Below are 23,351 nucleotides of genomic sequence, written 5' to 3'. Positions count from 1 at the left end.
AGGCGACGAAATCATGTTCGAACCCAACCCTCTCCCGAACCCGAACCACTCCCCGAGGACCCCGACGGCGGCGCTCGACGCGATCGAGGAACCGCTGCCGAGGGGGCTGCTCCCGGTCCCCGAGTTCGACGAGCGGCGGCTCCAGCTCCAGCTGGAGGACGTCCCCGGCGTCTCCTCCCAGGCCGACCGGCGGGGGACCCGGGGGAAGCTCGTCGCCGGCGTCCGCGGCCTCAAGCAGGCCGTCCGGGGCGACTCCAGCTTCTACGCCCATATCTATCGCGGCGTCCTGATCGTCATCATCGCGGGGCTCCTCCAGGTCAACCTCTGGGGCTGGTGCCTGCTGATCCTGGGGGGGAGCCTGGTGCTCCTGGCCGAGCTCTGCCACAGCGCCGTGGACACGCTGGCCCGCGCCATCGGCGACCCCGACGAGCCCCGGCTCACCATCGCGCGGGAGATCGCCGCGGCCGGCGTGCTGGTCGTGGCGTTCACGTCGGGGGCCATCACGGCCGTCGTCCTCACGACCAAGCTCGCCGAACTTTTCGGTTGGTGGGGTTGATTCTCGAAGACTCGGCGCCCTCGGCCCTTGAAATCCGCCGGCCCGCTTCGCATATTATCACGCACGTGATTGATGGATGAGACGAGGGTAGCGACGGCGATTCGACGGCCCCGCGCCGTTCCCACACGCGATCGCTCCCGGCTCGGTAAGGGGCCCTCGATGCGCAGGTTCAGCCTCGGCTCGGCGGCGGACCGCAAGGTGGTGACGCTCGATGTTCGGGGGGCGACGCTGTCGGTCGTCCGGATGAAACCCGACGGAGCCACGTCGCGTCAGGAACAGGAGCTCCCGAGCGAGGCCGCCGCTCGGGCCGCCGGCGAGAAGGTCGCCCAGGAGCTACTTGGTCGCGGCTACGTCGAGCACGGTCGGGAGAAACCGGCGACGGCCCACTCCTCGCCCGCGAGGCCCCGATCCGAGGCGGCCGCCGCGAACGGCGCCCATCGAGCCGCCCCCCCGGACGCCTCGGGGCCGTCCGGCCTGTTCGACGACCTGGAACTCGTCGAGCCGACCGCCCCGCCGCTCGCCCGCCTGGCCCCCGCCCCCTCCTCGACCGGCGACGCCCCCAGGAAGCCGAAAAAGAAGGCCGGCAAGAAGGGGAAGGGCCAAAAGAATCCGGACGCGCTCGACAGGCGGGTCCTGGCGGTCTTCGCGGCCGTCGGGCTCGCGATCGTGGGCGGGATCGGCTACATGGCTTACGACCTGTTCCTCAAGCCCGCGTCGATCATCGGGGTCTGGAAGGGGTCGATGGTCGAGCACGAGATCGGCCGTTCGCTGACCTACACGGCCTACTCGCTCACGCTCGACGGCCGCCGGCGCGCGACGATGGCCGTCGACGAGTCCTCCCTGTCCGGCACTTACAGCGTCAAGGGGAGCCGGCTGCTGCTGAAGTTCAAGGACGAGGACGGCGATCCGGTCGACCGCGAATATCGCATCAAGCTCGACCGCGCCACCCTGGCCCTGATCGACCCCGACTCCGGCAAGCTCCTGGTCGACCTCGTCCGCCAGTTCCGCCAGCCGGAGGCCGAGTCCCAGGCCAAGGCGGACGTGGCCAAGGACCTCGTCGACGAGGGGGCGCGGAAGGCCGATCCCGAGGCCGACAAGGCGCTGGCCTCGGTGGAATTCGGGGCCAAGGACGGCGCGTTCAAGCTTCGGCATCCTCCCGGCTGGACGGCGCAGACGGGGGGACGTCCCGACAACACCTATTCGTACATCAATCTGGAGAAGGACCCGTTCAAGATCCTGACCTATGCCGACGTCACCGGCTCCCTGGTCTCCGGTTCCGACTCGGCCAATCCCGGCGACTTCGAGGAAGGGAGCGAGTTCGCGCCCGTCCATAAGGCCCACGAGCACTTCGCCAAGACCGGCACCGGGGAGTTGGCGGACTACCAGGAGGGAAAGCCGGAAGTCTTCAAGGACTCCGCGCTGGGCGAGGGGCGGATCTCGGTCTTCACGGCGTCGAGCGGCCTGTTCGGCGAGAAGCTCAAGGGCTACCACGTGACGCAGCTGACCCGCGACCGCCGGGTCTCCGTGCTGGCGTACGGGCCCGAGTCCGACTTCGCTAAGCTCCGGCCCACTTACCTCGCGGTCTGCCGGAGCCTGGCCCAGTGACGGACAGGGCGCCGGGACCTCATCAAGCCGACGACGGCCGGGTCATCCGGCCGCGGCGCCCAGGGAACGCAGGAAGTCGTCGAGCGAGGAATTCGACCACCGTTGGGAAAGGTCGCGCGCCCTGGCGATGAAGGGGGCGTGCGTCCTCATGGTCGGAGAATCCGTGGAGTCCTCGAAGATCTGTTCGAGGACCTCATCATCCTGTCTGACGTCGAGGATGTCGGTAAGCGCCCGCGCGGCCTCCGGTTGATGGCTGTGGGCGAGCAGGAAGGAACCGTGGAGCTTCGCCGCGTTTTCGGCCGTCGACGCCATCAACTCGGCGACGGCCCGGACCGCCGTCGGGCCCACGTCGTCGAACAGCCGCAGGCATTTGAGCCCGAAGACGTCTCGCCACTCCTGGCAGTCGTCGCAGACCGTTTCGAGCAGCAGGGCGAGCTTCTCCTCCGCGTGCATGGGTCGCTCCTCGGGCCATTGACCGTTCCATCCGTCCCGGACTTCGGCCGCTCAGTCCGCGCCGGGCTCGCGGACGTTGAACTCCAGCTTCCAGCGGCGGTCGTCGCGGGTGCTCAGGCAGGAGAGCTCCAGCGTGCCGACCTCGTTGACGTGGGAGTGGAGCCGGACCGGGAGCATCGCCCCCTCGGTGCCCCCCTCGACCGGCAGGGCGGTCTCCATCGGCGCCAGCTCCTGGATCTCCTCCGGGCCCCAGCGCTCGACGACGGCGCCGACGGGGTCGTCGCGGCGGGTCGTCGAGCTGAGGAAGCGGAAGATGGCGGGCTCGCCGACGACCAGGCCGAGCTCGTCCCCCGGCACGTCGGTCTGGGTCCCCTCCTCCATCCCCATCGGCACCACGCAGAGGGCCTTGACGGCCGGCGGCACGCCCGGAACCGCCGGGGCGGAGGTCTCCAGCCCGACGTAGTACGATCGCGCCACGCCCCCCCGGATGCGGACCCCGCGACCCCTGCGGACCTGCCCGTAGTAGGCGGCGCCCCGCGCGACGGCCAGGTCCAGGTCGTTCGACCGCAACTCGGGGATGGGCTTGCCGGCCCACCGCGAGAGGACCTCCAGCACCCGCTCCCGCAACACGTCGGCCTTGAAGACGCCGCCGTTGAAGAGGACCGCCGAGGGGGTGATCGTCTCGCCCCCCGCGTGCAGCGAGCCCGCTTGCCGCCCCAGGAACCGCGCCAGGTGGCGGGTGATCGCGGGATCGGCCGCGTAGGGCAGGCCGATCTCGGCCAGGCCGACGCGACGCCCGCGCTCGGGTTGGTCGGTGGCCTCGCAGGACGGCAGGAAGCCGTCGACGAGGGTGCGGTTCAGCGTCTCGCGGTCGAGTTCAGCCTTGATCGAGCCGCCGATGACCCGGGAGCCCCGACCCAGGATGGAGACGGGGGCCGCCTTCTTCTTGGGGTCGGCGAAGAGGACTTCCTTGGCCCCTCGACAGGCGTGCCCCAGGGCCACTCGCTGGACGGCGTCGAGCCCTTCCATGCCCTGGGGGAGCGTCGCGGCGACGGCGTAGGCCAGGGCCAGGTCCATGTTGTCGCCGCCGAGCAGGATGTGCTCGCCGACGGCCAGCCTCGACAGCGCGAGGTCGCCGTCCTCCTCGGTCACGGCGATCAGGCTGAAGTCGGTGGTCCCGCCCCCCACGTCGCAAACGAGGATCACGTCGCCGACCTTGACCTGCTTCCGCCAGTCGTCGCCGGCCGCGGCGAGCCAGGCGTAGAAGGCGGCCTGCGGCTCCTCGATGAGCGTGACGTTCGCCAGCCCGGCGCGGGAGGCCGCCTCGACGGTCAGCTCGCGCGCCACGGCGTCGAACGAGGCGGGCACGGTGAGCAAGACCTCCTGGTCTTCCAGCCGTCCCCGGTCGCCCTGCGCGTTCCAGGAGTCGCGCAGGTGCTCCAGATAGGCGGCCGAGGCCTCGACGGGGGAGATCTTCGCGACCTCCGCCGGCGCGGTCCAGGGGAGGATCGCCGCGCGGCGGTCCACGGCCGAATGCGAGAGCCAGCTCTTGGCCGAGCTGACCAGCCGGCCGGGCGATTTCAACCCGTGCTCCCGCGCGAAGACCCCGACGACCCGGTCGGCCGAGGCTTTCCACGGGAGGTCGAGCGCCCCCGCCGGGAATTCCCTGGGGGCCGCCAGGTAGAGGAACGAGGGGAGCAACGCCCGGGGGCTCACGTCGTTGAGGCCGACGACCTGCGGGACCGGAAGCTGCTCGATCGTCGAGGCGGCCGTCGGGTCGTCCCCCTCGGCCGTCTCGGCGAACGCCAGGGACGTGTTGGTCGTCCCCAAATCGAGGCCCACGACGTATCGCCACATGCCTTGCCTTCCCTTCAGCCTGGTGGGACCGTCGTTCGGGTCAGGGGATTTCGACTTCGGCCGGCGAGAGGACCGAGGAGTCGTCCCTGGCCGCGGGGAGCACCGGCAGGTGGACCGAGCGGACCCGCCAGCCGTGGTGCTTGAGCACGCCCTGGAACGGCGGCTCGCCGTCGACGTTGCCGATCAGGCGGACGGCCGCCGGGTCGAAGTCGGCGGGGATCCGCACCGGGGACTCCTCCGGACCGGCCAGGATCGGCTCGATCGTCAGGTAGTCGTGGAGCGTCTTGCGGCACCCGCGATGGATGTCGCGCACGGCCGCGCCGATCTGGGCGTCGGCGTAGCCGTCGATGTCTTCCTCCAGGAAATCGACGAGCCGGCCGTCGCGCTGCAGGACCGCCAGGATCCGGAGGTCCGGGCCCGAGGGCCGATCCGAGTAGAGTGGCTCGACCCGGGCCGCGAAGTCGGCGTCGGTCAAGGTTCGCCAGAAGGTCCGTAGCGCCAGCCAGAAGCGGTTCAAGCCTGGTCCCTCGCAAAGTCAGGGGGGTCGTCGTCGGCCCGAGGCCCCGCGCCGGGGCGATCCGGGTCCGCGGGCGCCCTCGGCGACCGTGTGGACGAACCATCTTAACATTCCGCCGACGGCGGGAAAACGCGCGGGCCGGGTTCACACCGAATATGATAGAGTCCTCAAATTGCACCGCGGCGAAACCGCGCGGTAAGATGAAATTGGGGCCCCTACGTCCCCGATCCGTCCCGAGAGGAGCCGGCCCGGCGGCCCCACGCCGCCGGGGGCCGAACCGGGACCGGGATCGATGCCGAGATGCGCCGCCGGAGGAGCAGTCGTCGTTATGAGCACATTCAGCACGCGTGATGCATCGGGCGTCTTGGTCGTCTCGTTCAACGATCCGTCCGGACTCAACGACTTCCGCAACACCCCGCTGCGCGACGCGCTGTTCGACCTGGTCCAGAACCGGCCCCAGCCGCGCGTGGCCCTCGACATGAGCCGGGTGGACTACCTGTCCAGCTCCGGCGTGGCGGTCCTCGTGGGCCTCAAGCGGCGGATCGAGACGCACGAGGGTCGGATCGCCCTCTTCGGGCTCCAGTCGGCCGTCCAGGGCCTGCTCCATATCATGAAGCTCGACCGCTATTTCCTGATCGTCGACGCGGAGGCGGAGGCCGTCGAACAGCTTCCTCCCTCCCCCTCGAACTAATCCGCCCTTCCCCTTCCCTCGATTCCCTCGGCCGCCGAGACTCCCCATTCTCGCGGGTCCCTTGAAGTCGACCTGCAAGGGTCGTCGAACAAGAGAGTCGTAAGCGAGTCGTGGCTGAGCGACGGTTCCGGTTCTCCTCCACGTTCGGAGGGTCGGCCGCCGCCCGGGCGGGTCGCGCGTCGGTCCGACAGGCCGGATGACCAACCGATTCACGGAGGGCGGCCCACCGCGACGTTCCTCGGTCCCGCGACCGAGGAGTGCGACCGGGGTAGGGCCGCTGGGGAAGGGAGTCTTCCATGGGTAGCTCGCGGAGAGGGTCCAGCCGGTCCGCCTCGGCCCGGCGCGGCCGGTTTCAGGGTCTCGAGATCCTGGAGCGGCGGGAATTGATGGCGGCGAACATCGGGGCGTATCCCTCGCTCTACACGCCGACCGACCTGTACGTCCGCAATCCCCTGACCAACGAACGGCAGGGATCGGTCGCGGCCTACTCGCTCTATCGCCAGAACGACGTGACCAACGCCCTGGTGAGCAACGAGGGCAAGCTGGTCACCGGCAAGGACCGCGCCGGCAACGAATGGACGATCTCCGTCCACGGGCCGGGCAAGGTCATCGTCACCGACACCACGCCCAACGACGGCGCGCTCGACGACGACATCGCGACCATCCAGATCGTCGGTTCGAGCCTGAATTCGACCTACGTCACCGGCTCGACGGTCGCCTCCACGCGGACCACGACCAGCGGCACGGTCCGGTTCAACCGGCTGATCGCCGCCGACGGCGTGCGGTCGATCCAGCTCAACGGCTTCGACCTCACCAGCATGGTCACGCCCGCGGTCGCCGAGGACACCGGCGTCTTCCTCTACGGCGGCGTCCAGGTCCTCGAGTTCCACGACGTCGTCGGCCTGTTCGACACCGCCGTCTCCCCGACCCCCTACCAGATCCAGATCGGCCAGCCCAACTCGCCGCTCCGGGTCAAGCCGTCGATCTACCTCGACTCGATCTACAACTCGGTCTACAACAGCGACGACTCGACGATCCCGACCGGGCCGGTCACGACCCCCTGGATCCAGTTCTCGATCAACGGCGTGGTCCAGGACTTCAGCATCGTCTCGGCGACCCAGTCGGCCCTCCCGCCGAACTACGTCACCGGGAGCCAGCAGGGGACGATCGAGACCTGGAGCGGCGTGCCCACCTCGGGGCCCGCCCCGGCCGCCTACCAGTTCTTCTACAACGTCGTCGGCACGACCGGCCGCACCTCGCTGCAGGCCGTCGGCGTCAACAACCTGAAGGTCCGCGGCTCGGCCAAGAACTTCACGGCCCAGCGCGACACGACCCCGTTCACGACCGCGAACAGCGGCCTGAACCACCTGCGTCGGGCCGAGTTCGGCGGCGTGGCCGACGGCGTGGCCCTCGACGTCGCCGGCCCGATCGGCCAGTTGCGGTTCAATCGCGGCCTGGGCGACCCCACGGGCGTCTACACGGCCTCCACCGAGACCGCGCCGACCGACGAGAACCCCGACACGCAGACGATCCTGCTGCCGGCCACCAACTACGGCATCCCCCAGGGCTCCACCGGCTACGCCGCCGCCGGGCTCCAGAGCGGCGCCATTCGCGCCCGGCGGTTGGGCTCGCTGGTCGCCGGGTCGGCCGACGTGAACACGATCGCCGCTCAGAACCCCGATTACGTCTCCCTGCGGCGGATCGGCTACCCGACGAACACCCTCGCCCCCGGCACGGCGATCGTCAACTCCTCGATCACCACGACCGATTCGATCGACCACGTCAACGTCGACGGCAACGTGCAGAACAGCGCGATCGCCACCGGCTTCGACTACCAGGCCTACCGCCAGGGGCTCTCGCCCCTCCGGCAGCCCAGCCGGATCGGATCGTACAAGCAGCACGGCGACCTGATCAACAGCACCGTGACGGCCTCGACCACCCCGAACCAGGGCGACTACCGGAAGGGTGCCACGTTCGGCGACGGGTCGATCACCGGCCACGTCACCGGCAAGGCGTACGACACCGGCGGACGCAACGCCCTCGGCCAGTTCGGCGCGGGCGTGTTCGCCCGGCGGAAGGTCGGACGGTTGCCGATCGCACCCTGATCTCTCGCGATCAAAACGAACGCGGGGCGTCCCAGGCCGATTCCTCGGTCGGGACGCCCCGCTCGTTTCGAAGGCTTCAAGCCGGGGAGTCTCGGCTCACCAGCGGAAGAGGACCGTGCCCCAGTTCAGGCCCGAGCCGAAGCCCGACGTGAGGACCAGGTCGCCGGGGTCGATCCGACCGGCCCGGTTGAGCTCGTCGAGCGCGATCGGGACCGAGCCGGCGGAGGTGTTGCCGTAGCGCTCGAGATTCTTGAAGACGGCGTCGCGGTGGAAGCCCAGGACATCGCTGGCGGCGTGGATGATCCGGACGTTGGCCTGGTGGGGGACGAACCACTTCACGTCGCCGACGGCCTGTCCGGCGTGGCCCAGGACCGTCAGGGTGGAGTCGGCGAGGATGCGGACGGCCCACTTGAAGATGGCCCGGCCGTCCATCGTCAGGTAATGGAGCCCCTGCTCCACCGTCTCGGCGGTCGGCGGCATCCGGCTTCCTCCCGCCGGGCGGGTCAGGAGGTCCGAACCCGAGCCGTCGGAGCCGATCTGATACGCCAGGAGCCCCTGCTCCTTCGTCCCCGGCCCCAGCAGCACCGCGCCGGCGCCGTCGCCGAACAGGGGGTAGCTCTTCTGGTCGCCGGGGTTGATGACCCGGCTGTTGCAGTCGCCGCCGACCACCAGCACGCGCTTGCCGGTCCCCGCCGCGACGAACTGCGAGCCGATGACCAGGGCGAAGACGAATCCGGCGCAGGCGGCCTGGATGTCGAACCCCGCGCAGTTGAGCTTGAGCCGGTCCTGGACCAGATTGGCCGTCGAGGGGAACGCCATGTCGGGCGTGAAGGTGGCCAGGACCAGGAGATCGACGTCGGCGGGGTCGCAGTCGGCGTTGCGGAGGCAGCGGGCGGCGGCCTCGGCGCAGAGGTCGCTCGTGGCCTGATGCGGCAGCGCGAACCGACGCTCGTGGATCCCCGTCCGGTTGACGATCCACTCGGGATCGAAGCCGAGGGTGTCCTGGAGGTCCAGGTTGCTGACCACCTTCTCGGGGACGTAGCTGCCGGTCCCGAGGATCTGGACGCCGGTCAGCGAGCGCGTCCGGGGCGCGATGTGCGCCTGCCCGTTGCTCATGGTCGAGGGACGGGGCTCGGAAGCCGCGACTCGGACTCCGCCGATCTCACCATTGGTACCGGCCATACTGCTTTGGCTCTCTCAAGGATCGGTTGACGGGGCGTGCCGGGCGGGGCCGCGACCCGGTCGTGAGATGTCGCAGAGTCGACCTCCAGGCGTGCTTGCACGCGGAAGTTCATAGGCTCAACGCACGGCGCCGATTGTGACGTGGGTCACTCAGGGAAGAATCGGAATATACTGTTCCTCGAGGTTTCCGACCATACCAATGCAAAATTTGCAGGTCGTCGTCGGCCCGGCGACCGCCACCGATCAAGGACTCGCGCCATGTCCGAACACCCGATCCGGCTCCGCGCCGCGTGGGAGGGGAGCGACCCCGAAGACCCCTCCTCGCCCCCTTTCCGGGTGAGCCTCCCCGCCGATTGGCGGGCGTTCCCCTGGCCGTCGGGACGCCCACCCCGCCGCATACGATTAAGCCGCCGCTTCGGCCGCCCTCCGGGCTCGGGCCCGGCGGCGCCCCGGGCCCGATTCGTGCTGGACGCCGCGCACGGAGTCCGGTCGATCGCCTTCAATGGCGAGCCCTTGCGGTGGCGGGAGCCGTCCCCGGGCTGCCTCCGCGCGGAGCTTCCCGAGCTTGCGGCCCGCAACGAGATCGTCGTCGAAATCGAGCTGCCGCCAGCGCCGGCGTCCGCCTGGGGGGAGGCGGCGATCGTCTTCGGCGATCCGCCCGCGACCGGCGGCCGGGACGACTGAAGGACTTGGCGATCCTCCCCGTCGCGGGATACGATGACCTGTCCTTTCATCCTGATGCGCCGCCGGACGAATTCGCGAGAGGGGCGAGCCGCCGCATGATCGACCAACGACGCGACTTCCTCGGGACGTACCGACAGTGTCGCCTGGGGTTCCTCCTGCTGGCCATCGGGCTGGTCCCGGCCTGCCTCCTCGACCTCCTCTGGGTCGTCGGCCGTTTCGGGGATCTGCGCATCCTGATCTGGGCCGAGCGTCTCGGGCTGTCCACGATCGTCGCCACGCTGACCCCCTGGGCGACGCTGGCCGGGGCGACCGTGCTCTGGGGCGCCTGGGACCACAAGGGCTGGCAGCGTCGGGCGGGACTGCTCCTGACGATGTGCCTGGTGGACGTCGGCAGCTGGTTCCTCGACCTGGGGGACCCGCAGATGCGCGGCGATCACGCGTGGTTCCGGCACCAGCTCGGGTCGGCCCTGGGGTGGGCGCAGTTCGCGCTGCTGGCCGGGCTCTCGGGCGACGTCCTGGCCCATCTGGGGGTCGAGTCGGCGGAGGAATCCTCGAAATCCACCAGGTCGCTCGCCGCGACGGGAGCGATGGTCTGGCTGCTGCTGTTCTGCGAGACCGCGAACCTGGAGGCGGGGTGGCCGTTGCAGATGCGCCCTCGGTTCAGCCTCCACGCCCAGTTGCTCTGGATGGGCAACACGATGATCCACACCATCTGCCTGATCCAGGTCGCCGCGCTGGTCGTCGCCGCCCTCCGTCGCGTCGACGAGGAGGTGCGGAGCGTGGCCGTGGAGCGGACGGACGACGAGCCGGAAGGACCCCGACTCGCCTTCCATCAGGATCTGAGCGAGCCGGTCCGGGCCTGGCCCGAGGCCGATCGCCCTCCCTCGCCGTGACCGTCGGCCCGGATCAGGGCCGGAGCGCGGCGGCCGGCGGTTCGCCCTTGGCGAGCAGCTCGCGGAGCGACTTGGGAAGCGGAAAGTGGACGTCTTCCTCGCGGACGACGGCCTCGTCGAACGTCGCTCCGTACTCCCGCTGGAGAAACTCGACGCATTCCTGGACGACGTTCTCGGGCGCGCTGGCGCCGGCCGTGATCAGGACCGTCTCCACCCCTGCCAGCCACTCGGGGAGGATCTCGGAAACGCCGTCGATCAGGTGCGACGGGATCCCCATCGACAGCGCGATCTCGGCGAGCCGGCGGCTGTTGGAACTGTTCTGACTCCCCAGGACCAGCACCAGGTCGGCGCGGGCCGCCAGCTCGCGGACGGCTTCCTGGCGGTTCTGGGTGGCGTAGCAGATGTCGTCCTTGGGCGGGTTGTTGATTTTCGGGAACTTCTTCCGAAGCGCGGCGATCACGATGTTGGCGTCGTCCACGCTCAAGGTGGTCTGGGTCAGGTAGGCGACCTTCTCCGGGTTGGGCAGCTCCAGCCGCTCGACGTCCTCGGCGGTCTCGACCAGCACCATCTGGTCGGGCGCCTCGCCCATCGTGCCGATGACCTCGTCGTGGCCTTCGTGGCCGATCAGGACGATGGTGTAGCCGGATTTGGCGTACTTGATCGCTTCCAGGTGGACCTTGGTCACCAGGGGGCAGGTGGCGTCGATGGCGAGCAGCCGTCGGGCCCTGGCCTGGCCGCGGATCTCGGGCGAGACCCCGTGGGCGCTGTAGAGGAGCGGCGACCCTTCGGGCACCTCGTCGAGCGTCTCGACGAAGACGGTCCCCTGGCGGGAGAAGCGATCGACGACGTACTTGTTGTGCACGATCTCGTGATAGACGTACACCGGCGGCCCGAAGAACTCGAGCGCGCGTTCCAGGCATTCGATCGCCATGTTCACCCCCGCGCAGAAGCCTCGGGGGTTGGCCAGGAGGATTTTCATAAGGGCGGGGGCTCCTCATCGCGGTCTGATGGATTCGCCCCCCATCCTACCGGAGGCCGACGCCTGGGGGGAAGACGGATCGCGTCCGACCCGACCCGCTCCCGGCGCCTCGCCGACCTTCCCCTTCCGCCTTCGCGCCCACGGATCCGAGACGGGCATCCCGCACGACCGCACGCCGCCGGGCGATCGAGGCCGCCGCGTCGCTTGTCCGGCCGCGCGTCGGTCTGCTAGACTTCGGTCTGATCGAGAAGACGCGCCGGGAGAGGACTGGGGTGGTCTTGATGAACGATGATGTTCGGGTTTGCGACGCCGGGCAGACCGGCGGATTGATCCAGGCGATGGCCGGACGAATCTGGGAAGGCTCGACGCCCGAGACCCCGGTGCGACTCATCGGCGTGCGGTCTCGGGGCGTCCCCCTGGCCGAGCGGCTGGCCGCCGAGGCCGTCGCGATGGGCCGTGGCGAGGCGCTCGTCGGGGCCGTCGACATCACCCTCTACCGGGACGACCTCGACCAGGTTCCGCGGTGGCCGGTGCTGCGCGGCACGGAGATCCCGTTCGACGTGGACGGCGCGGACGTCGTACTGGTCGACGACGTGCTTTTCACGGGACGGACGATCCGGGCCGCGATCAACGCCGTGTGCGACCTGGGCCGACCGAGGCGGATCCGCCTGGCCGTGCTGGTCGATCGCGGCTGGCGCGAACTGCCGATCGAGCCCGACGTGGTCGGGCTGAAGCTCGCGACCGATCGCCTCGATCGCGTCCGGGTGCGGCTCCAGCCGCTCGACCCGGCCGACGAGATCGTCAGGACTCCCCCGCCACAAACCCTCTCCCCCTCCTGAGAGGAGCCCCTTCGTGTCGACCGCCCCCTCCGCCGCCGACTCGCGACCTCCGGCCGCCGGCGGCCCGGATTCCGAACCCGCCCCCCCCGTGTGGACCCGCAAGCACCTGCTCGGCCTGGAGGACCTCTCCCGCGAGGAGATCCTGGCCGTCCTGGACACCGCCGAGTCGTTCTCGGAGATCTCCAACCGCAGCCGCAAGAAGGTCCCCGCGCTGCAGGGCCGGATCGTCTTCAACCTGTTCTTCGAGAACTCCACCCGCACCCGCACCAGCTTCAGCCTGGCCGCGAAGCGGCTGTCGGCCGACGTCCAGGACTTCTCGGCCCAGGTGTCGAGCCTGTCCAAGGGCGAGACCTTCATCGACACCGCCAAGAACATCGAGGCGATGGGCTGCGACCTGATGGTGGTCCGCCACCCCACGCCGGGGGCGCCCCACCTGCTCTCCCAGCACGTCTCGTCGTCGATCATCAACGCCGGCGACGGCGCGCACGAGCACCCGACGCAAGGCCTGCTCGACCTGATGACGATCCGGCGGGCCAAGGGGAACGTCGAGGGCCTGACCGTCGCGCTGCTGGGGGACATCGCCCACTCGCGGGTGGCCCGCTCCAACATCTGGGGATTGCTCAAGCTCGGGGCGAAGGTCATCCTCTGCGGCCCCCCCACGCTCGTCCCGAAGGCGATGGAGCGGCTCGGCTGCGAGGTCGCCTACCGGCTTGAGGACGTCCTCCCCCGCTGCGACGTGATCAACGTCCTGCGCATCCAGTTCGAGCGCCAGCAGGGGGGCCTCTTCCCGTCGGTCGGGGAATATTCGCAGTTCTACATGATGACCCAGGAACGGGTCCGCAAGGCCAAGCCGGATCTCCTGATCCTGGCGCCGGGCCCGATCAACCGGGGCGTCGAGCTGACCCCCGAGGTCGCCGACGGCAAGCATTCGGCGATCCTGAATCAGGTCAGCAACGGCCTGGCCGTCCGCATGGCGGTCCTTTACCTCCTCAGCGGCAAGATGGACGCCGCCCCCCCGGTCGACTGATCGGGCCTCGCCGTCCTCGACCCACGAAGGCTTCCAACCAAGGGGAACCCCGCCTTGCCGACCATCCAGATCACCGGCGGAAGGATCATCGACCCGTCCCAGGAGCTTGACCAGATCGCCGACCTGTGGATCGTCGACGGCCGGATCGCGGACGGTCCCGCCGCCGCGGCCGACGTCGTCGTCGACGCCCGCGGCCTGATCGTGGCTCCCGGCCTGATCGACGTCCACGTCCACCTCCGCGAGCCCGGCCAGGAGGACGACGAGACGATCGCGACGGGGGCGGCCTCGGCGCTGGCCGGCGGCGTCACCTCGGTCGCGTGCATGCCCAATACGTTGCCGCCGATCGACACCCAGGCCACCGCCGAGTTCGTGGTCCTCCAGGGGAGACGCGCCCGCCAGGCGAACGTCTACCCCGTCGGCTGCGTGAGCAAGGGCCGCAAAGGGGAGGAGCTGGCGGGGCTCGGCCAGCTCGTCGCCGGCGGCGCGGTCGCCTTCACCGACGACGGCTCACCGGTCTCCAACGCCGGCCTCATGCGGCGGGCGCTCGAATACTCGAAGATGTTCGACCTGGTCATCATGCAGCACTGCCAGGTCATGGAGCTGACCGTCGGCGGCGTCATGAACGAGGGCTTCGAGTCCATGAGGCTCGGCCTGGGGGGCATGCCCGCCGCCGCCGAGGACATCATGGTCGCCCGCGACATCCGCCTGGCCGAGATCACCGGCGGCCGGCTCCACATCCAGCACATCTCCACCGCGAGGGCCGTCGAGCTGGTCCGCGAAGGCAAGCGCCGGGGGATCCGGGTCACCGCCGAGGCCTGTCCCCACCACTTCAGCCTGACCGACGACCGGCTGCGGACGTTCGACTCGAACTTCAAGATGAACCCGCCGCTCCGCACCGCCGAGGACGTGGCCGCCGTCATCGAGGGCCTCAAGGACGGCGCGATCGAGATCCTCTGCACCGACCACGCCCCCCACGCCCGCGAGAAGAAGATGCGCGAGCTGGACCAGGCCCCGTTCGGGATCGTCGGCCTGGAGACCCTCCTGCCGATCACCGTGACCCACCTGATCGAACCCGGCCACCTCTCCTGGATCGAGGCGCTCCGCAAGCTCACGATCAACGCGGCCAGGCTCATCAACATCCCCAAGGGGACGCTCAAGCCCGGCGCCGACGCCGACGTGACGATCATCGACCCCACCACGACCTGGACCGTCGACCCGGCCCAGTTCCGCAGCAAGAGCCGGAACACCCCCTACGCCGGCTGGGAAGTCCGCGGCCGCGCCCACACCGTGCTCGTCGACGGCGAGATCCGCCACACCCTCGGCGGGATCGTCCGCGAGGTCAGGTCGGGCGGGTCGCCCGCCTGATCCGGCGCCTCCCCGGAAGTCGAAGGGAATTCCCGACTTGATACTCGGCGGCCGTCCCCTAGACTTCCCTGGGGAGCTTTGACGAACGGGGAGGTCTCGGGGTCGCGATGCGCTGGCTGATCGACGGCTACAACCTGATGCACGCCGCCGGGGTCGTCGACTCCAAGATGGGCCGGCACCGCTTCCGCGATGCGCGGCGACGCTTCCTCGACCGCCTGGCCCGCTCGATGGGCGACCACGCGTTCGAGACCACGGTCGTCTTCGACGCCAACCAGCCGCCGGCCGATTTCCCGATCGAGTCCAACTACCGGGGGATCACCGTGGTCTTCGCGGTCGCCGACGCCAGCGCCGACGACCGGATCGAACGCATCCTCGCCCGCCACTCGACCCCCAAGACCCTCACCGTCGTCTCCAACGACCGCGAGGTCCGCAAGTCCGCCACCAGCCGCAAGGCCCAGGCGATCAAGGCCGACGACTTCCTGGACCGGATGTCGACGATCGCCTACGAGAATCGTCCCGCCGCGCCCTCCGGACCCGACCCGGAGGCCGTCCGCCGCGCGCCGGTGCTCGACGACGCCGAGCGCGCCTACTGGCAAGAGGTCTTCGGCGCGATCGACCTCGATCCTCCCGCCCGCGAGCGGCCCTGGTCGGCCGCGAAGCCCGGCAAAACCGCCCCCAAGCCCGCCCCCCCCGCGCCCGACCACCGTCGCGTCGCCAGGCCCGTCGACCTGGACGTGCGCGACGTTCCCAGCCTCCGCGCCGCGATGCTCACCGACGCCGACATCGCCGCGATCCAGCGCGAGATCGACCGGGAAGGCTGATCCCGGGGCGACGTTCGCGGACGCCCGACGGCCCGGTTCCGGCCTGCGCCCCTTGGCGGTCGGCCTGCGGCGCGGTACAAATTCATGCCGAGAATCCCCCGCTGGCGAACCCGGCCGAAGCCGCCGTTCCCGTCTCGTCTCCTTGGAAACAGGGCCGTTTTGAATGAAGGTTCATGAGTATCAGGCCAAGGAACTTCTAGGCAAGGCCGGCGTCGCGGTCCCCGCCGGCGTCGTGGTCTCGACGCCCGGCGAAGCCGCCAAGGCGTACGAGGCGCTGGGAGGCGGCCTGGTGGTCGTCAAGGCCCAGGTCCACGCCGGCGGCCGAGGCAAGGGCGTCGCCGTCGGCCCCGAGGTCGACCGCGCCGATGCCCTGGCCATCGCCAGCGGAGAGAAGCCCCGCCCCGAAGGCATGGCGAAGGGCGTCCAGCTCGTGAAGTCGGCCGCCGACGCCGAGAAGGCCGCCGCCAGCATGCTCGGCAAGACGCTGGTCACCTACCAGACCGGCGCCGAGGGCCAGGTCGTCAAGAAGGTGCTCGTCACCGTCGGCCACGACATCGTCCGCGAGCTTTACCTCGGCATCGCGATCGACCGCGGCCTCCAGCGGCCCGTGGTCATGGCCTCCACCGAGGGGGGCGTCGAGATCGAAAAGGTCGCCGAGGAGACCCCCGAGAAGATCACCCGCGAGCCGGTCGACGTCGGCCTGGGCCTCGCCGACTTCCAGGCCCGTCGCATCTGCAAGGGGCTCGGCCTCACCGGCGCCACGGCCAAGAAGGGCGTCGTCTTCCTCAAGAACTTCGTCAAGTTCTTCCTCGATTCCGACGCCTCGCTCGCCGAGATCAACCCCCTGATCGTCACCGACAAGGGGGACGTCCTGGCGCTCGACTGCAAGCTCAACTTCGACGACAACGCCATGTTCCGCCACAAGGACCTGGCCTCCCTCGTCGACGAGGACGAGGAAGATCCGTACGAGCTGCGGGCCGCGCGTTCGGGCCTGTCGTACGTCAGCCTCGACGGCGACATCGCCTGCCTGGTCAACGGCGCCGGCCTGGCCATGAGCACGATGGACCTCATCAAGTACCACGGCGGCGAGCCGGCCAACTTCCTCGATGTCGGCGGCGGCGCCGACAAGGACCAGGTGCTCGAAGCCTTCCGCATCCTCCTCGATTCGCCCCGCGTCAACGCCGTCCTCGTCAACATCTTCGGCGGCATCATGCAGTGCGACATCATCGCCCGCGCCCTGCTCGCCGCCTACGACGAGATCGACTTCCGCGTGCCGCTGGTCGTCCGCCTGGAAGGGACCAACTCCGAGCTGGGCAAGCAGCTCCTGGAGCAGAGCGGACGCAAGATCACCACCGCCGACGGCCTGACCGACGCCGCCCAGAAGGTCGTCGCCGCCGCCAAGCGACATTCGGCCTGACCCCCCGCACACACCGAGAAGACCCCGACGGTCGCGACCGCGATCGCCGGGCCCATCCCGAACGAATCCACGGAATCGAATCCAATGAGCATCCTGGTCGGTAAAGACACGCGACTCATTTGCCAGGGGATCACCGGCAAGTCGGGCGCGTTCCACTCGGAGCAGTGCAAGGCCTACGGCACCAACCTCGTCGGCGGCGTGACCCCCGGCCGCGGCGGCGAGAAGGCCGTCGGCGTCCCGGTCTTCGACAGCTGCGAGGAGGCCGTCAAGGCCACCGGCGCCAACGCCACCATGATCTTCGTCCCCGCCCCCGGCGCGGCCGACGCCGTCATGGAAGCGGCCGACGCCGGCATCGCCGTGATCATCGCCATCACCGAGGGGACCCCCGTCCTCGACATGGCCCGCGCCGTGGCCTACCTGAAGGCGTACCATCCCGAGGTCCGCCTGATCGGCCCCAACTGCCCCGGCGTCATCACCCCCGGCGCCTGCAAGATCGGCATCATGCCGGGCTATATCCACAAGCCGGGCCGCGTCGGCCTCGTCAGCCGGTCGGGCACCCTGACCTATGAGGGCGTCTGGCAGCTCACCAACCTGGGCATCGGCCAGAGCACCTGCGTGGGCATCGGCGGCGATCCCGTCAACGGCACGAGCTTCGTCGACGTGCTCGAGATGTTCGAGAACGACCCCGACACCGACGCCGTCCTGATGATGGGCGAGATCGGCGGCAACGCCGAGGAGCAGGCCGCCGAGTTCAAGGCGTCCGGCAAGTTCACCAAGCCGATGGCCGCCTTCATCGCCGGCCAGACCGCCCCTCCGGGCAAGCGCATGGGACACGCCGGCGCGATCATCTCCGGCGGCTCCGGCAAGGCGTCCGACAAGATCGCCGCCCTGGAAGCCGCGGGCATCCGGGTCGCCAAGAGCCCGGCCGACATGGGCCTGGCCCTCAAGGAAGCGATCGGCGCGTGAGCCGGTCCCCCGATCCCGATCCTCCGACCCCCCCACGGCCGGACGCGGCCACGCCCGAGAATCCCTGGCGGACCCTCGGCTCGCGTCCGGTCTACGAGAACCCCTGGATCCGCGTCCGCGAGGATCATGTCGTCCGTCCCGACGGCGCGCCGGGGATCTACGGCGTCGTCGAGTTCAAGAACCGGGCCGTCGGCGTCCTCCCCGTCGAGGACGACGGCTCGGTCTGGCTCGTCGGCCAGCACCGCTACCCGCTGGACGCCTACTCCTGGGAGATCCCCGAGGGAGGCTGTCCGATTTCCGAATCCCCCGAGGCCACGGCCATTCGGGAATTGAAGGAGGAGACCGGCCTCTCCTGCCGCTCCCTCGAACTCGTCGCCACGAGCCACCTCTCCAACTCGGTCAGCGACGAGATCGCCTACATCTTCCGCGCGACCGGCCTCACCCCCGGCGAGAGCGAGCCGGAAGGGACCGAACGCCTGGAAGTCTGCCGGGTCCCCTGGGACGAGGCCTGGCGAATGCTCCGGCGCGGCGAGATCACCGACTCGATGTCGGTCATCGCGATCCTGCACGAGGCGACGCGACGCCTCGGCGGCCGGGACTGAACCCGCTTCCCTGCGGGTCGTCGGCCGGGCCTCCCCCGGCGCGGTCGGTCCGGGTTCAGCGGACCGGGGCCTCGTCCACCGGGGCCGGGGCGGGGCCGACTTCGCGGAGCCGCCAGGCGGTCGGCACGGGGCGGCTGTTGGTGATGTTCGGGGTCCGGGTCCGCGTCGCGTCGGCCTGGGCCTCGGTCCGACGGGCCGGCACGTCCAGGCCGTCGCTCGGGAAGTGCTTGCCGGGGCAGACGGTCGGGGTCGCGGCGACGTGCGAATGCGACTCCACGCGGTCCTGATCGATCCGGTAACGCTCGCTGAGGTAGGCGGTCAGCGCCTTCAGCGCGGCCATCTGGCGTGCGGTCGGCGGGGCCTTTTCGAAATCGCCGATCAGGCAGACGCCGATGCCGTACTCGTCGATGTCGGCCCGTCGGGCGTTGCGGCAGTGGACGCCGTGCTTCTGGTTGACCCAGCGCTGGGCGACCTCGATCTGGCCGTCGCCGCTGCCGGTGCCGTTGCCGATCACGAAGTGGTAGCCGCAGCCGTCGAAGCCCAGCAGCTTGCGATGCTCGGAGTCGATCTCGCCGTACGAGCCGGCCTCCGTCGCGCTGTGATGGACGACGATGTACTTCCAGGGCCGATCGGCCTTGCTGGGGAAGTGGAGGTCGTCGGCCGCGTCCGGGGCGAAGAACGCCTGCAACGGGTCCTGGGCGCTCGCTCGACGGACGACGCCCGTGTTCGAGGTGGTGCGGAGGCTGTCTCGGCCCACGTTCATCCCGGTCGAGCCCGCCGCCGCCGGCGCGGGCGCCGAAAGCTCGGGGGCCTTGCCCGAGGACTTGGATTCGATCGGCGGACGCAGGCTCCGCGAACGGCTCGTCGAGGCGGGCGCCAGTTCCAGGCCCGGCTCGTCGGGAGTCGCCGTCGGCGGGACCTCGCGGGACGGAGAGCGTCGCGTGCTCGGCGTCGACTCGATCATCGACGAGGGGGATTCCAGCCTCGGCACGCTCGAATCGAGCGCACCGCCCGGCTCGCGGATGACGGGCTCGCTCGACAGCCCGGCGGGGCCGCCGTCGCGGATCACGGCCGAGCCCGGCTCGGTCACGACCGTCGCGCCGCTGGTGCCGCAATTGGTGCAGCCGGGGGTCGAGATCATGCCGCGGGGCGCGGGCATCACCGGCCGCAGCACGGAGCGCTGATGTTTGCAGCCGGCCGTCAGCAGGGCGCCGACGACGGCCGCCGCGATCCACGCCTTCTGGGCGCGCACAACGAACGGGGCCGATTCTCTCATGGCCATTGTCCCATCTCCTAGCCGGGCCGGTCATTCGCTCGACGTCCCGAGTCGAGCCTCGACTTCCCCCAATCGCAAGAGCGATGCCGAACCATCGGCCGAAGCGATCGAGGCGAGGGGCCGGAAATCTCGGCTTCGACTCAAGTCTACACGCCGATCGTCCGACGTGCGGAAAACCGGGCCCTTTTTCGGAGATTTCCTCAAGTCTCCGCACCGAAGGGGGGGCGGACGGCTTGTAAGAATGACAAACGATTGCAAGATTCAGTATTCTTACACATGTCAGGAATGCGATTAGGAGACTTGCGTCGGTCGCAAGGGTCGGGATGGATTTCGGGCCGTCGCGGGTCGGGGCGGCGGCGCGGGTCGCGACGGCGGGCGGCTCTCCGGGCCCCGCCGCGGATCAGGCGTGCTGGCGATCGCGGTTGGGAAACGGTATGCTCGATTTTTCGATCGGCGAACGGCCCCCGGAGTCTCGGCGGGCCGTTTTCGCTAAAGGACACGAGACGAATCGAGAGGTCGAGGCGCGCCCCGCTTCGCGCCGGAGAGTCATCCCCATGCCCGCGTACCATCCTCAGCGGATCGAGCCCAAGTGGCAGGCCTACTGGGAGCAGCACCAGACGTTCGCGACCCCCGACCTCGATCGCGAGCGGCCCAAGCTCTACATCCTGGACATGTTCCCCTACCCCAGCGGCGCGGGGCTGCACGTCGGCCATCCCGAGGGCTACACCGCCACCGACATCGTCTGCCGCTTCAAGCGGATGCGGGGGTTCAACGTCCTGCACCCGATGGGCTGGGACGCCTTCGGCCTGCCGGCCGAGCAGTACGCCGTCCAGACCAACACCCACCCCCGGATCACCACCCAGGCCAACGTCGACAACTTTCGCCGCCAGATCAAGTCGCTGGGCTTCTCCTACGACTGGTCCCGCGAGATCGACACCACGGCGCCCGACTACTACAAGTGGACGCAGTGGATCTTCCTCAAGATCCACGACACCTGGTACGACCCCCACTTCGAATGGACCGACGCCCAGGGCCGCCCCCGCAAGGGCAAGGGCCGCCCCATCGCCGACCTCCCCATCCCCGAAGGGGCCGACCCGGTCGCGTATCGCGACTCGAAGCGCCTCGCCTATCGCGCCGAGGTCCCCGTCAACTGGTGCTCGGCGCTGGGCACGGTGCTGGCGAACGAGGAGGTCATCGACGGCAAGAGCGAGCGTGGGGGCCATCCCGTGACCCGCATGCCGCTCACCCAGTGGATGCTCCGGATCACCGCCTACGGCGACCGCCTCGTCGACGACCTCGACATCGTCGACTGGCCGAAGCCGGTCAAGGACATGCAGCGCAAGTGGGTCGGCCGGAGCGAGGGCGCCGAGGTCGACTTCCCGATCGTGCTCGGCGACGGGCCGAAAGCCCGCCCCGCCGGCCCCTTCCCCGAATCGCCCGCCGACGACGTGATCCGGGTCTACACGACGCGCCCGGACACCCTCTTCGGCGCGACCTACATGGTCCTCGCCCCCGAGCACCCGCTCGTCGACCGCCTGACCAAGCCCGACCGCCGCGAGGCCGTCGCGAAGTACCGCGAGCAGGCCACCCGCAAGAGCGACCTGGACCGGACCGACCTGGCCAAGACCAAGACCGGCGTCTTCACCGGCGGTCATGCGGTGAACCCCGTGGCCGGGACGACGATCCCGATCTGGATCGCCGACTACGTGCTCATGGGCTACGGCACCGGCGCGATCATGGCCGTCCCGGGCCACGACGAGCGCGACTTCGAGTTCGCGCAGACCTTCGGCCTTCCCATCACGGCCGTCGTCGAACCCCCGGCGGCCTGGCTCGCCGCCCACGCCGGGCCGACGCTCCAGGAAGCGTCCGCCGACCCGGCCGCGCTCCGGGACGCCTACAAGGCCGACCCGGGCGCGTTCCTCGACGTCTTTCACGACGAAGGGGTCGCGATCCAGTCGCGGAACGAGTCGTTCGCGCTCGACGGCCTCCCCACGGCCGAGGCCAAGCCGGCGATCACCGCCTGGCTCGCCGAGAACGGGCTCGGGAAAAAAGCCGTCAACTACAAGCTCCGCGACTGGCTCTTCTCACGCCAGCGCTACTGGGGAGAGCCCTTCCCGGTCGTGCTCGATTCGTCCGATCGGGTGGTCCCCGTGGGCGAGGACGAACTGCCGGTCCTCCTCCCCGACCTCGACGACTTCAAGCCGACCGGCAAGCCCGAGCCGCCGCTGAGCAAGGCCGTGGACTGGGTCCGCTATTCGGACCAGTACCGTCGCGAGACCAACACGATGCCCCAGTGGGCCGGATCCTGCTGGTACTACCTCCGCTACATCGACCCCAAGAACACCGAACGCGCCTGGGACCCCGAGAAGGAGAAGTACTGGCTCCCGGTCGACCTCTACGTCGGCGGGGCCGAGCACGCGGTGCTCCACCTCCTCTACAGCCGGTTCTGGCACAAGCTGCTCTACGACCGCGGGCTCGTCAGCACGGCGGAGCCGTTCCAGCGGCTGATCAACCAGGGGATGATCCTGGGCGAGACCGAGTATCACGCCTATCGCGACGCCTCCGGCGCCTGGGTCTCGTCCCAGCAGGTCGCGCACACGGACGACGGCGTCTTCCGCAAGGGGGACGCCTCCAGCCCCCTGGAGTTCGTGAAGCTCGACGACGACCAGGTGGTCAAGAAGGGGGAGGGGTTCGTCCTCAAGGACGCGCCCGACGTCCGGGTCGACGCCCGCGCCCACAAGATGTCCAAGAGCCGGGGGAACGTGATCAACCCGGACGTCGTCGTCTCCGAATACGGCGCGGACAGCCTGCGGCTCTACGAAATGTTCATGGGTCCGCTCGAAGCGGTGAAGCCCTGGAGCATGAAGGGGGTCGAGGGGGTCTATCGGTTCCTGGGCCGGGCCTGGCGGATGATCGTCGACGCCGAGGCCGAGGAGGTCCGCGCCGACGCCCGCGTGAAGGACGTCGAGCCGACGCCCGAGCAGGCCAAGCTGATCGCCCGGACCGTGGCCGCCGTGGGGGACGACTACGAGGCGTTGCGGTTCAACACGGCCGTCAGCCGGCTGATGGAGTTCGTCAACGCCTTCACCGGCGCGGAGGTCCGGCCGAAGTCGGCCATGGAGACCTTCACCCTGCTGCTCGCGCCGATGGCCCCCCACGCCGCCGAGGAGCTTTGGGAAATCCTCGGCCATGACCGGACGCTCGCCTACGAACCCTGGCCGACCTTCGATCCCGCCTTGCTCAAGGAAGACGAGATCGAGATCCCCGTCCAGATCCTGGGCAAGCTGCGCAGCAAGATCCTGGTCCCGGCCGAGGCCGACGCCCAGGCCATCGAGGCGGTCGCGCGGGCCGACGAGAAGATCGCGGCCCTGCTGGCCGGCAAGACCGTCCGCAAGGTCGTCGTCGTGCCGGGCAAGCTGATCAACTTCGTGGCGAATTAGGGCCTGCTCCGACCCCCAGGCGAAGGGCGAAGCATGAGCAGGCTGGATGCGACGTTCTGCGGGACGGAGAGCGTCT

The 23,351-nt window shown here is 69.7% G+C and carries 20 protein-coding genes; 14 read left to right on the top strand and 6 right to left on the bottom strand.

Translation table 11 applies throughout. From position 1 onward, the window contains the following. The first annotated feature begins 13 nt into the window (after positions 1 to 13). Both VT85_RS05950 and VT85_RS05945 read left to right on the top strand, forming a co-directional pair. Positions 14 to 556: a diacylglycerol kinase gene (locus VT85_RS05950; RefSeq protein WP_068411955.1), complete on the top strand. Its 543-nt coding sequence runs from the start codon at positions 14 to 16 to the stop codon at positions 554 to 556. Positions 557 to 715: 159 nt separating this feature from the next. Next, positions 716 to 2,161, top strand: coding sequence for a hypothetical protein (locus tag VT85_RS05945; protein ID WP_068411952.1), 1,446 nt, complete (start codon positions 716 to 718; stop codon positions 2,159 to 2,161). Between the two features lie 42 nt (positions 2,162 to 2,203). Here VT85_RS05945 and VT85_RS05940 read toward each other — a convergent pair whose 3' ends face one another. The 3 genes from VT85_RS05940 to VT85_RS05930 are packed head-to-tail and all read right to left on the bottom strand — an operon-like array spanning position 2,204 to position 4,988. Beyond that, positions 2,204 to 2,614 carry a hypothetical protein gene (locus tag VT85_RS05940; RefSeq protein ID WP_068411949.1) on the bottom strand — a complete coding sequence of 137 codons (411 nt, stop codon included), beginning with the start codon at positions 2,612 to 2,614 and terminating at the stop codon, positions 2,204 to 2,206. A 51-nt stretch (positions 2,615 to 2,665) separates the two neighbouring features. Beyond that, entirely contained in the window at positions 2,666 to 4,471 is a 1,806-nt protein-coding gene (locus VT85_RS05935) for an Hsp70 family protein (protein ID WP_068411945.1), read from the bottom strand. Between the two features lie 40 nt (positions 4,472 to 4,511). Next, on the bottom strand, positions 4,512 to 4,988 hold the full coding sequence (locus tag VT85_RS05930) for a DUF2760 domain-containing protein (protein ID WP_068411941.1): 477 nt from the start codon (positions 4,986 to 4,988) through the stop codon (positions 4,512 to 4,514). A 328-nt stretch (positions 4,989 to 5,316) separates the two neighbouring features. Between VT85_RS05930 and VT85_RS05925 the strand changes: the two genes are divergently transcribed. Together VT85_RS05925 and VT85_RS05920 are read left to right on the top strand one after the other, a co-directional pair. Next, positions 5,317 to 5,679, top strand: a complete 363-nt coding sequence (locus VT85_RS05925) for an STAS domain-containing protein (protein ID WP_068411938.1) — start codon at positions 5,317 to 5,319, stop codon at positions 5,677 to 5,679. A 296-nt stretch (positions 5,680 to 5,975) separates the two neighbouring features. Continuing rightward, positions 5,976 to 7,784 (top strand): hypothetical protein, encoded by a 1,809-nt coding sequence (locus tag VT85_RS05920; protein ID WP_156512704.1) that lies wholly within the window; start codon positions 5,976 to 5,978, stop codon positions 7,782 to 7,784. Positions 7,785 to 7,880: 96 nt separating this feature from the next. Here VT85_RS05920 and VT85_RS05915 read toward each other — a convergent pair whose 3' ends face one another. After that, positions 7,881 to 8,900, bottom strand: a complete 1,020-nt coding sequence (locus VT85_RS05915; protein ID WP_068411932.1) for a 3-oxoacyl-ACP synthase III family protein — start codon at positions 8,898 to 8,900, stop codon at positions 7,881 to 7,883. 324 nt (positions 8,901 to 9,224) lie between these two features. On the opposite strand from VT85_RS05915, the gene VT85_RS05910 reads away from it, so the two are divergent. Both VT85_RS05910 and VT85_RS05905 read left to right on the top strand, forming a co-directional pair. Then, a complete protein-coding gene (locus VT85_RS05910; RefSeq protein WP_068411929.1) occupies positions 9,225 to 9,650 on the top strand; it encodes a hypothetical protein in 426 nt (141 codons plus the stop codon). 95 nt (positions 9,651 to 9,745) lie between these two features. Further along, on the top strand, positions 9,746 to 10,543 hold the full coding sequence (locus tag VT85_RS05905; protein ID WP_068411926.1) for a hypothetical protein: 798 nt from the start codon (positions 9,746 to 9,748) through the stop codon (positions 10,541 to 10,543). 13 nt (positions 10,544 to 10,556) lie between these two features. Here VT85_RS05905 and ispH read toward each other — a convergent pair whose 3' ends face one another. Beyond that, the gene (gene ispH / locus VT85_RS05900; RefSeq protein WP_068411923.1) at positions 10,557 to 11,522 is read right to left on the bottom strand and encodes a 4-hydroxy-3-methylbut-2-enyl diphosphate reductase; all 966 of its coding nucleotides are present in this window, start codon (positions 11,520 to 11,522) and stop codon (positions 10,557 to 10,559) included. A 281-nt stretch (positions 11,523 to 11,803) separates the two neighbouring features. On the opposite strand from ispH, the gene pyrR reads away from it, so the two are divergent. From pyrR to VT85_RS05865, 7 genes are all read left to right on the top strand, one after another. After that, a complete protein-coding gene (pyrR, locus tag VT85_RS05895; protein ID WP_068411920.1) occupies positions 11,804 to 12,361 on the top strand; it encodes a bifunctional pyr operon transcriptional regulator/uracil phosphoribosyltransferase PyrR in 558 nt (185 codons plus the stop codon). 13 nt (positions 12,362 to 12,374) lie between these two features. Next, positions 12,375 to 13,388, top strand: coding sequence for an aspartate carbamoyltransferase catalytic subunit (locus tag VT85_RS05890; protein ID WP_261340564.1), 1,014 nt, complete (start codon positions 12,375 to 12,377; stop codon positions 13,386 to 13,388). Between the two features lie 54 nt (positions 13,389 to 13,442). Next, positions 13,443 to 14,753 (top strand): dihydroorotase, encoded by a 1,311-nt coding sequence (locus VT85_RS05885; RefSeq protein WP_068411917.1) that lies wholly within the window; start codon positions 13,443 to 13,445, stop codon positions 14,751 to 14,753. A gap of 107 nt (positions 14,754 to 14,860) precedes the next feature. After that, positions 14,861 to 15,574 (top strand): NYN domain-containing protein, encoded by a 714-nt coding sequence (locus tag VT85_RS05880; RefSeq protein ID WP_068411914.1) that lies wholly within the window; start codon positions 14,861 to 14,863, stop codon positions 15,572 to 15,574. A 163-nt stretch (positions 15,575 to 15,737) separates the two neighbouring features. Continuing rightward, positions 15,738 to 16,991 (top strand): ADP-forming succinate--CoA ligase subunit beta, encoded by a 1,254-nt coding sequence (gene sucC / locus VT85_RS05875; RefSeq protein ID WP_068411911.1) that lies wholly within the window; start codon positions 15,738 to 15,740, stop codon positions 16,989 to 16,991. 84 nt (positions 16,992 to 17,075) lie between these two features. Then, positions 17,076 to 17,957 (top strand): succinate--CoA ligase subunit alpha, encoded by an 882-nt coding sequence (sucD, locus tag VT85_RS05870; RefSeq protein ID WP_068411908.1) that lies wholly within the window; start codon positions 17,076 to 17,078, stop codon positions 17,955 to 17,957. Continuing rightward, positions 17,954 to 18,559 carry an NUDIX domain-containing protein gene (locus VT85_RS05865; protein WP_068411905.1) on the top strand — a complete coding sequence of 202 codons (606 nt, stop codon included), beginning with the start codon at positions 17,954 to 17,956 and terminating at the stop codon, positions 18,557 to 18,559. Before sucD ends, VT85_RS05865 begins: the two co-directional genes overlap by 4 nt. Positions 18,560 to 18,614: 55 nt before the next feature. On the opposite strand, the gene VT85_RS05860 is transcribed toward VT85_RS05865, so the two are convergent. After that, entirely contained in the window at positions 18,615 to 19,841 is a 1,227-nt protein-coding gene (locus tag VT85_RS05860) for a peptidoglycan recognition family protein (protein WP_068411902.1), read from the bottom strand. A 548-nt stretch (positions 19,842 to 20,389) separates the two neighbouring features. Between VT85_RS05860 and leuS the strand changes: the two genes are divergently transcribed. After that, complete coding sequence (gene leuS / locus VT85_RS05855; protein ID WP_068411899.1) at positions 20,390 to 23,275, top strand: leucine--tRNA ligase; 2,886 nt, start codon at positions 20,390 to 20,392, stop codon at positions 23,273 to 23,275. Positions 23,276 to 23,351 lie beyond the last annotated feature (76 nt).

This window comes from Planctomyces sp. SH-PL62, assembly GCF_001610895.1.
Taxonomy (GTDB): Bacteria; Planctomycetota; Planctomycetia; order Isosphaerales; family Isosphaeraceae; genus Paludisphaera.
This window is presented reverse-complemented; position numbering and strand designations above follow the sequence as displayed.

Excerpts from the sequence above, each read along its gene's own strand:
- VT85_RS05950 (WP_068411955.1), top strand. The coding sequence starts at position 14 with ATGTTCGAACCCAACCCTCTCCCGAACCCGAACCACTCCCCGAGGACC.
- VT85_RS05945 (WP_068411952.1), top strand. The coding sequence starts at position 716 with ATGCGCAGGTTCAGCCTCGGCTCGGCGGCGGACCGCAAGGTGGTGACG.
- VT85_RS05940 (WP_068411949.1), bottom strand. The coding sequence starts at position 2,614 with ATGCACGCGGAGGAGAAGCTCGCCCTGCTGCTCGAAACGGTCTGCGAC.
- VT85_RS05935 (WP_068411945.1), bottom strand. The coding sequence starts at position 4,471 with ATGTGGCGATACGTCGTGGGCCTCGATTTGGGGACGACCAACACGTCC.
- VT85_RS05925 (WP_068411938.1), top strand. The coding sequence starts at position 5,317 with ATGAGCACATTCAGCACGCGTGATGCATCGGGCGTCTTGGTCGTCTCG.
- VT85_RS05920 (WP_156512704.1), top strand. The coding sequence starts at position 5,976 with ATGGGTAGCTCGCGGAGAGGGTCCAGCCGGTCCGCCTCGGCCCGGCGC.
- VT85_RS05915 (WP_068411932.1), bottom strand. The coding sequence starts at position 8,900 with ATGAGCAACGGGCAGGCGCACATCGCGCCCCGGACGCGCTCGCTGACC.
- VT85_RS05910 (WP_068411929.1), top strand. The coding sequence starts at position 9,225 with ATGTCCGAACACCCGATCCGGCTCCGCGCCGCGTGGGAGGGGAGCGAC.
- VT85_RS05905 (WP_068411926.1), top strand. The coding sequence starts at position 9,746 with ATGATCGACCAACGACGCGACTTCCTCGGGACGTACCGACAGTGTCGC.
- ispH (WP_068411923.1), bottom strand. The coding sequence starts at position 11,522 with ATGAAAATCCTCCTGGCCAACCCCCGAGGCTTCTGCGCGGGGGTGAAC.
- pyrR (WP_068411920.1), top strand. The coding sequence starts at position 11,804 with ATGAACGATGATGTTCGGGTTTGCGACGCCGGGCAGACCGGCGGATTG.
- VT85_RS05880 (WP_068411914.1), top strand. The coding sequence starts at position 14,861 with ATGCGCTGGCTGATCGACGGCTACAACCTGATGCACGCCGCCGGGGTC.
- sucC (WP_068411911.1), top strand. The coding sequence starts at position 15,738 with ATGAAGGTTCATGAGTATCAGGCCAAGGAACTTCTAGGCAAGGCCGGC.
- sucD (WP_068411908.1), top strand. The coding sequence starts at position 17,076 with ATGAGCATCCTGGTCGGTAAAGACACGCGACTCATTTGCCAGGGGATC.
- VT85_RS05860 (WP_068411902.1), bottom strand. The coding sequence starts at position 19,841 with ATGGCCATGAGAGAATCGGCCCCGTTCGTTGTGCGCGCCCAGAAGGCG.
- leuS (WP_068411899.1), top strand. The coding sequence starts at position 20,390 with ATGCCCGCGTACCATCCTCAGCGGATCGAGCCCAAGTGGCAGGCCTAC.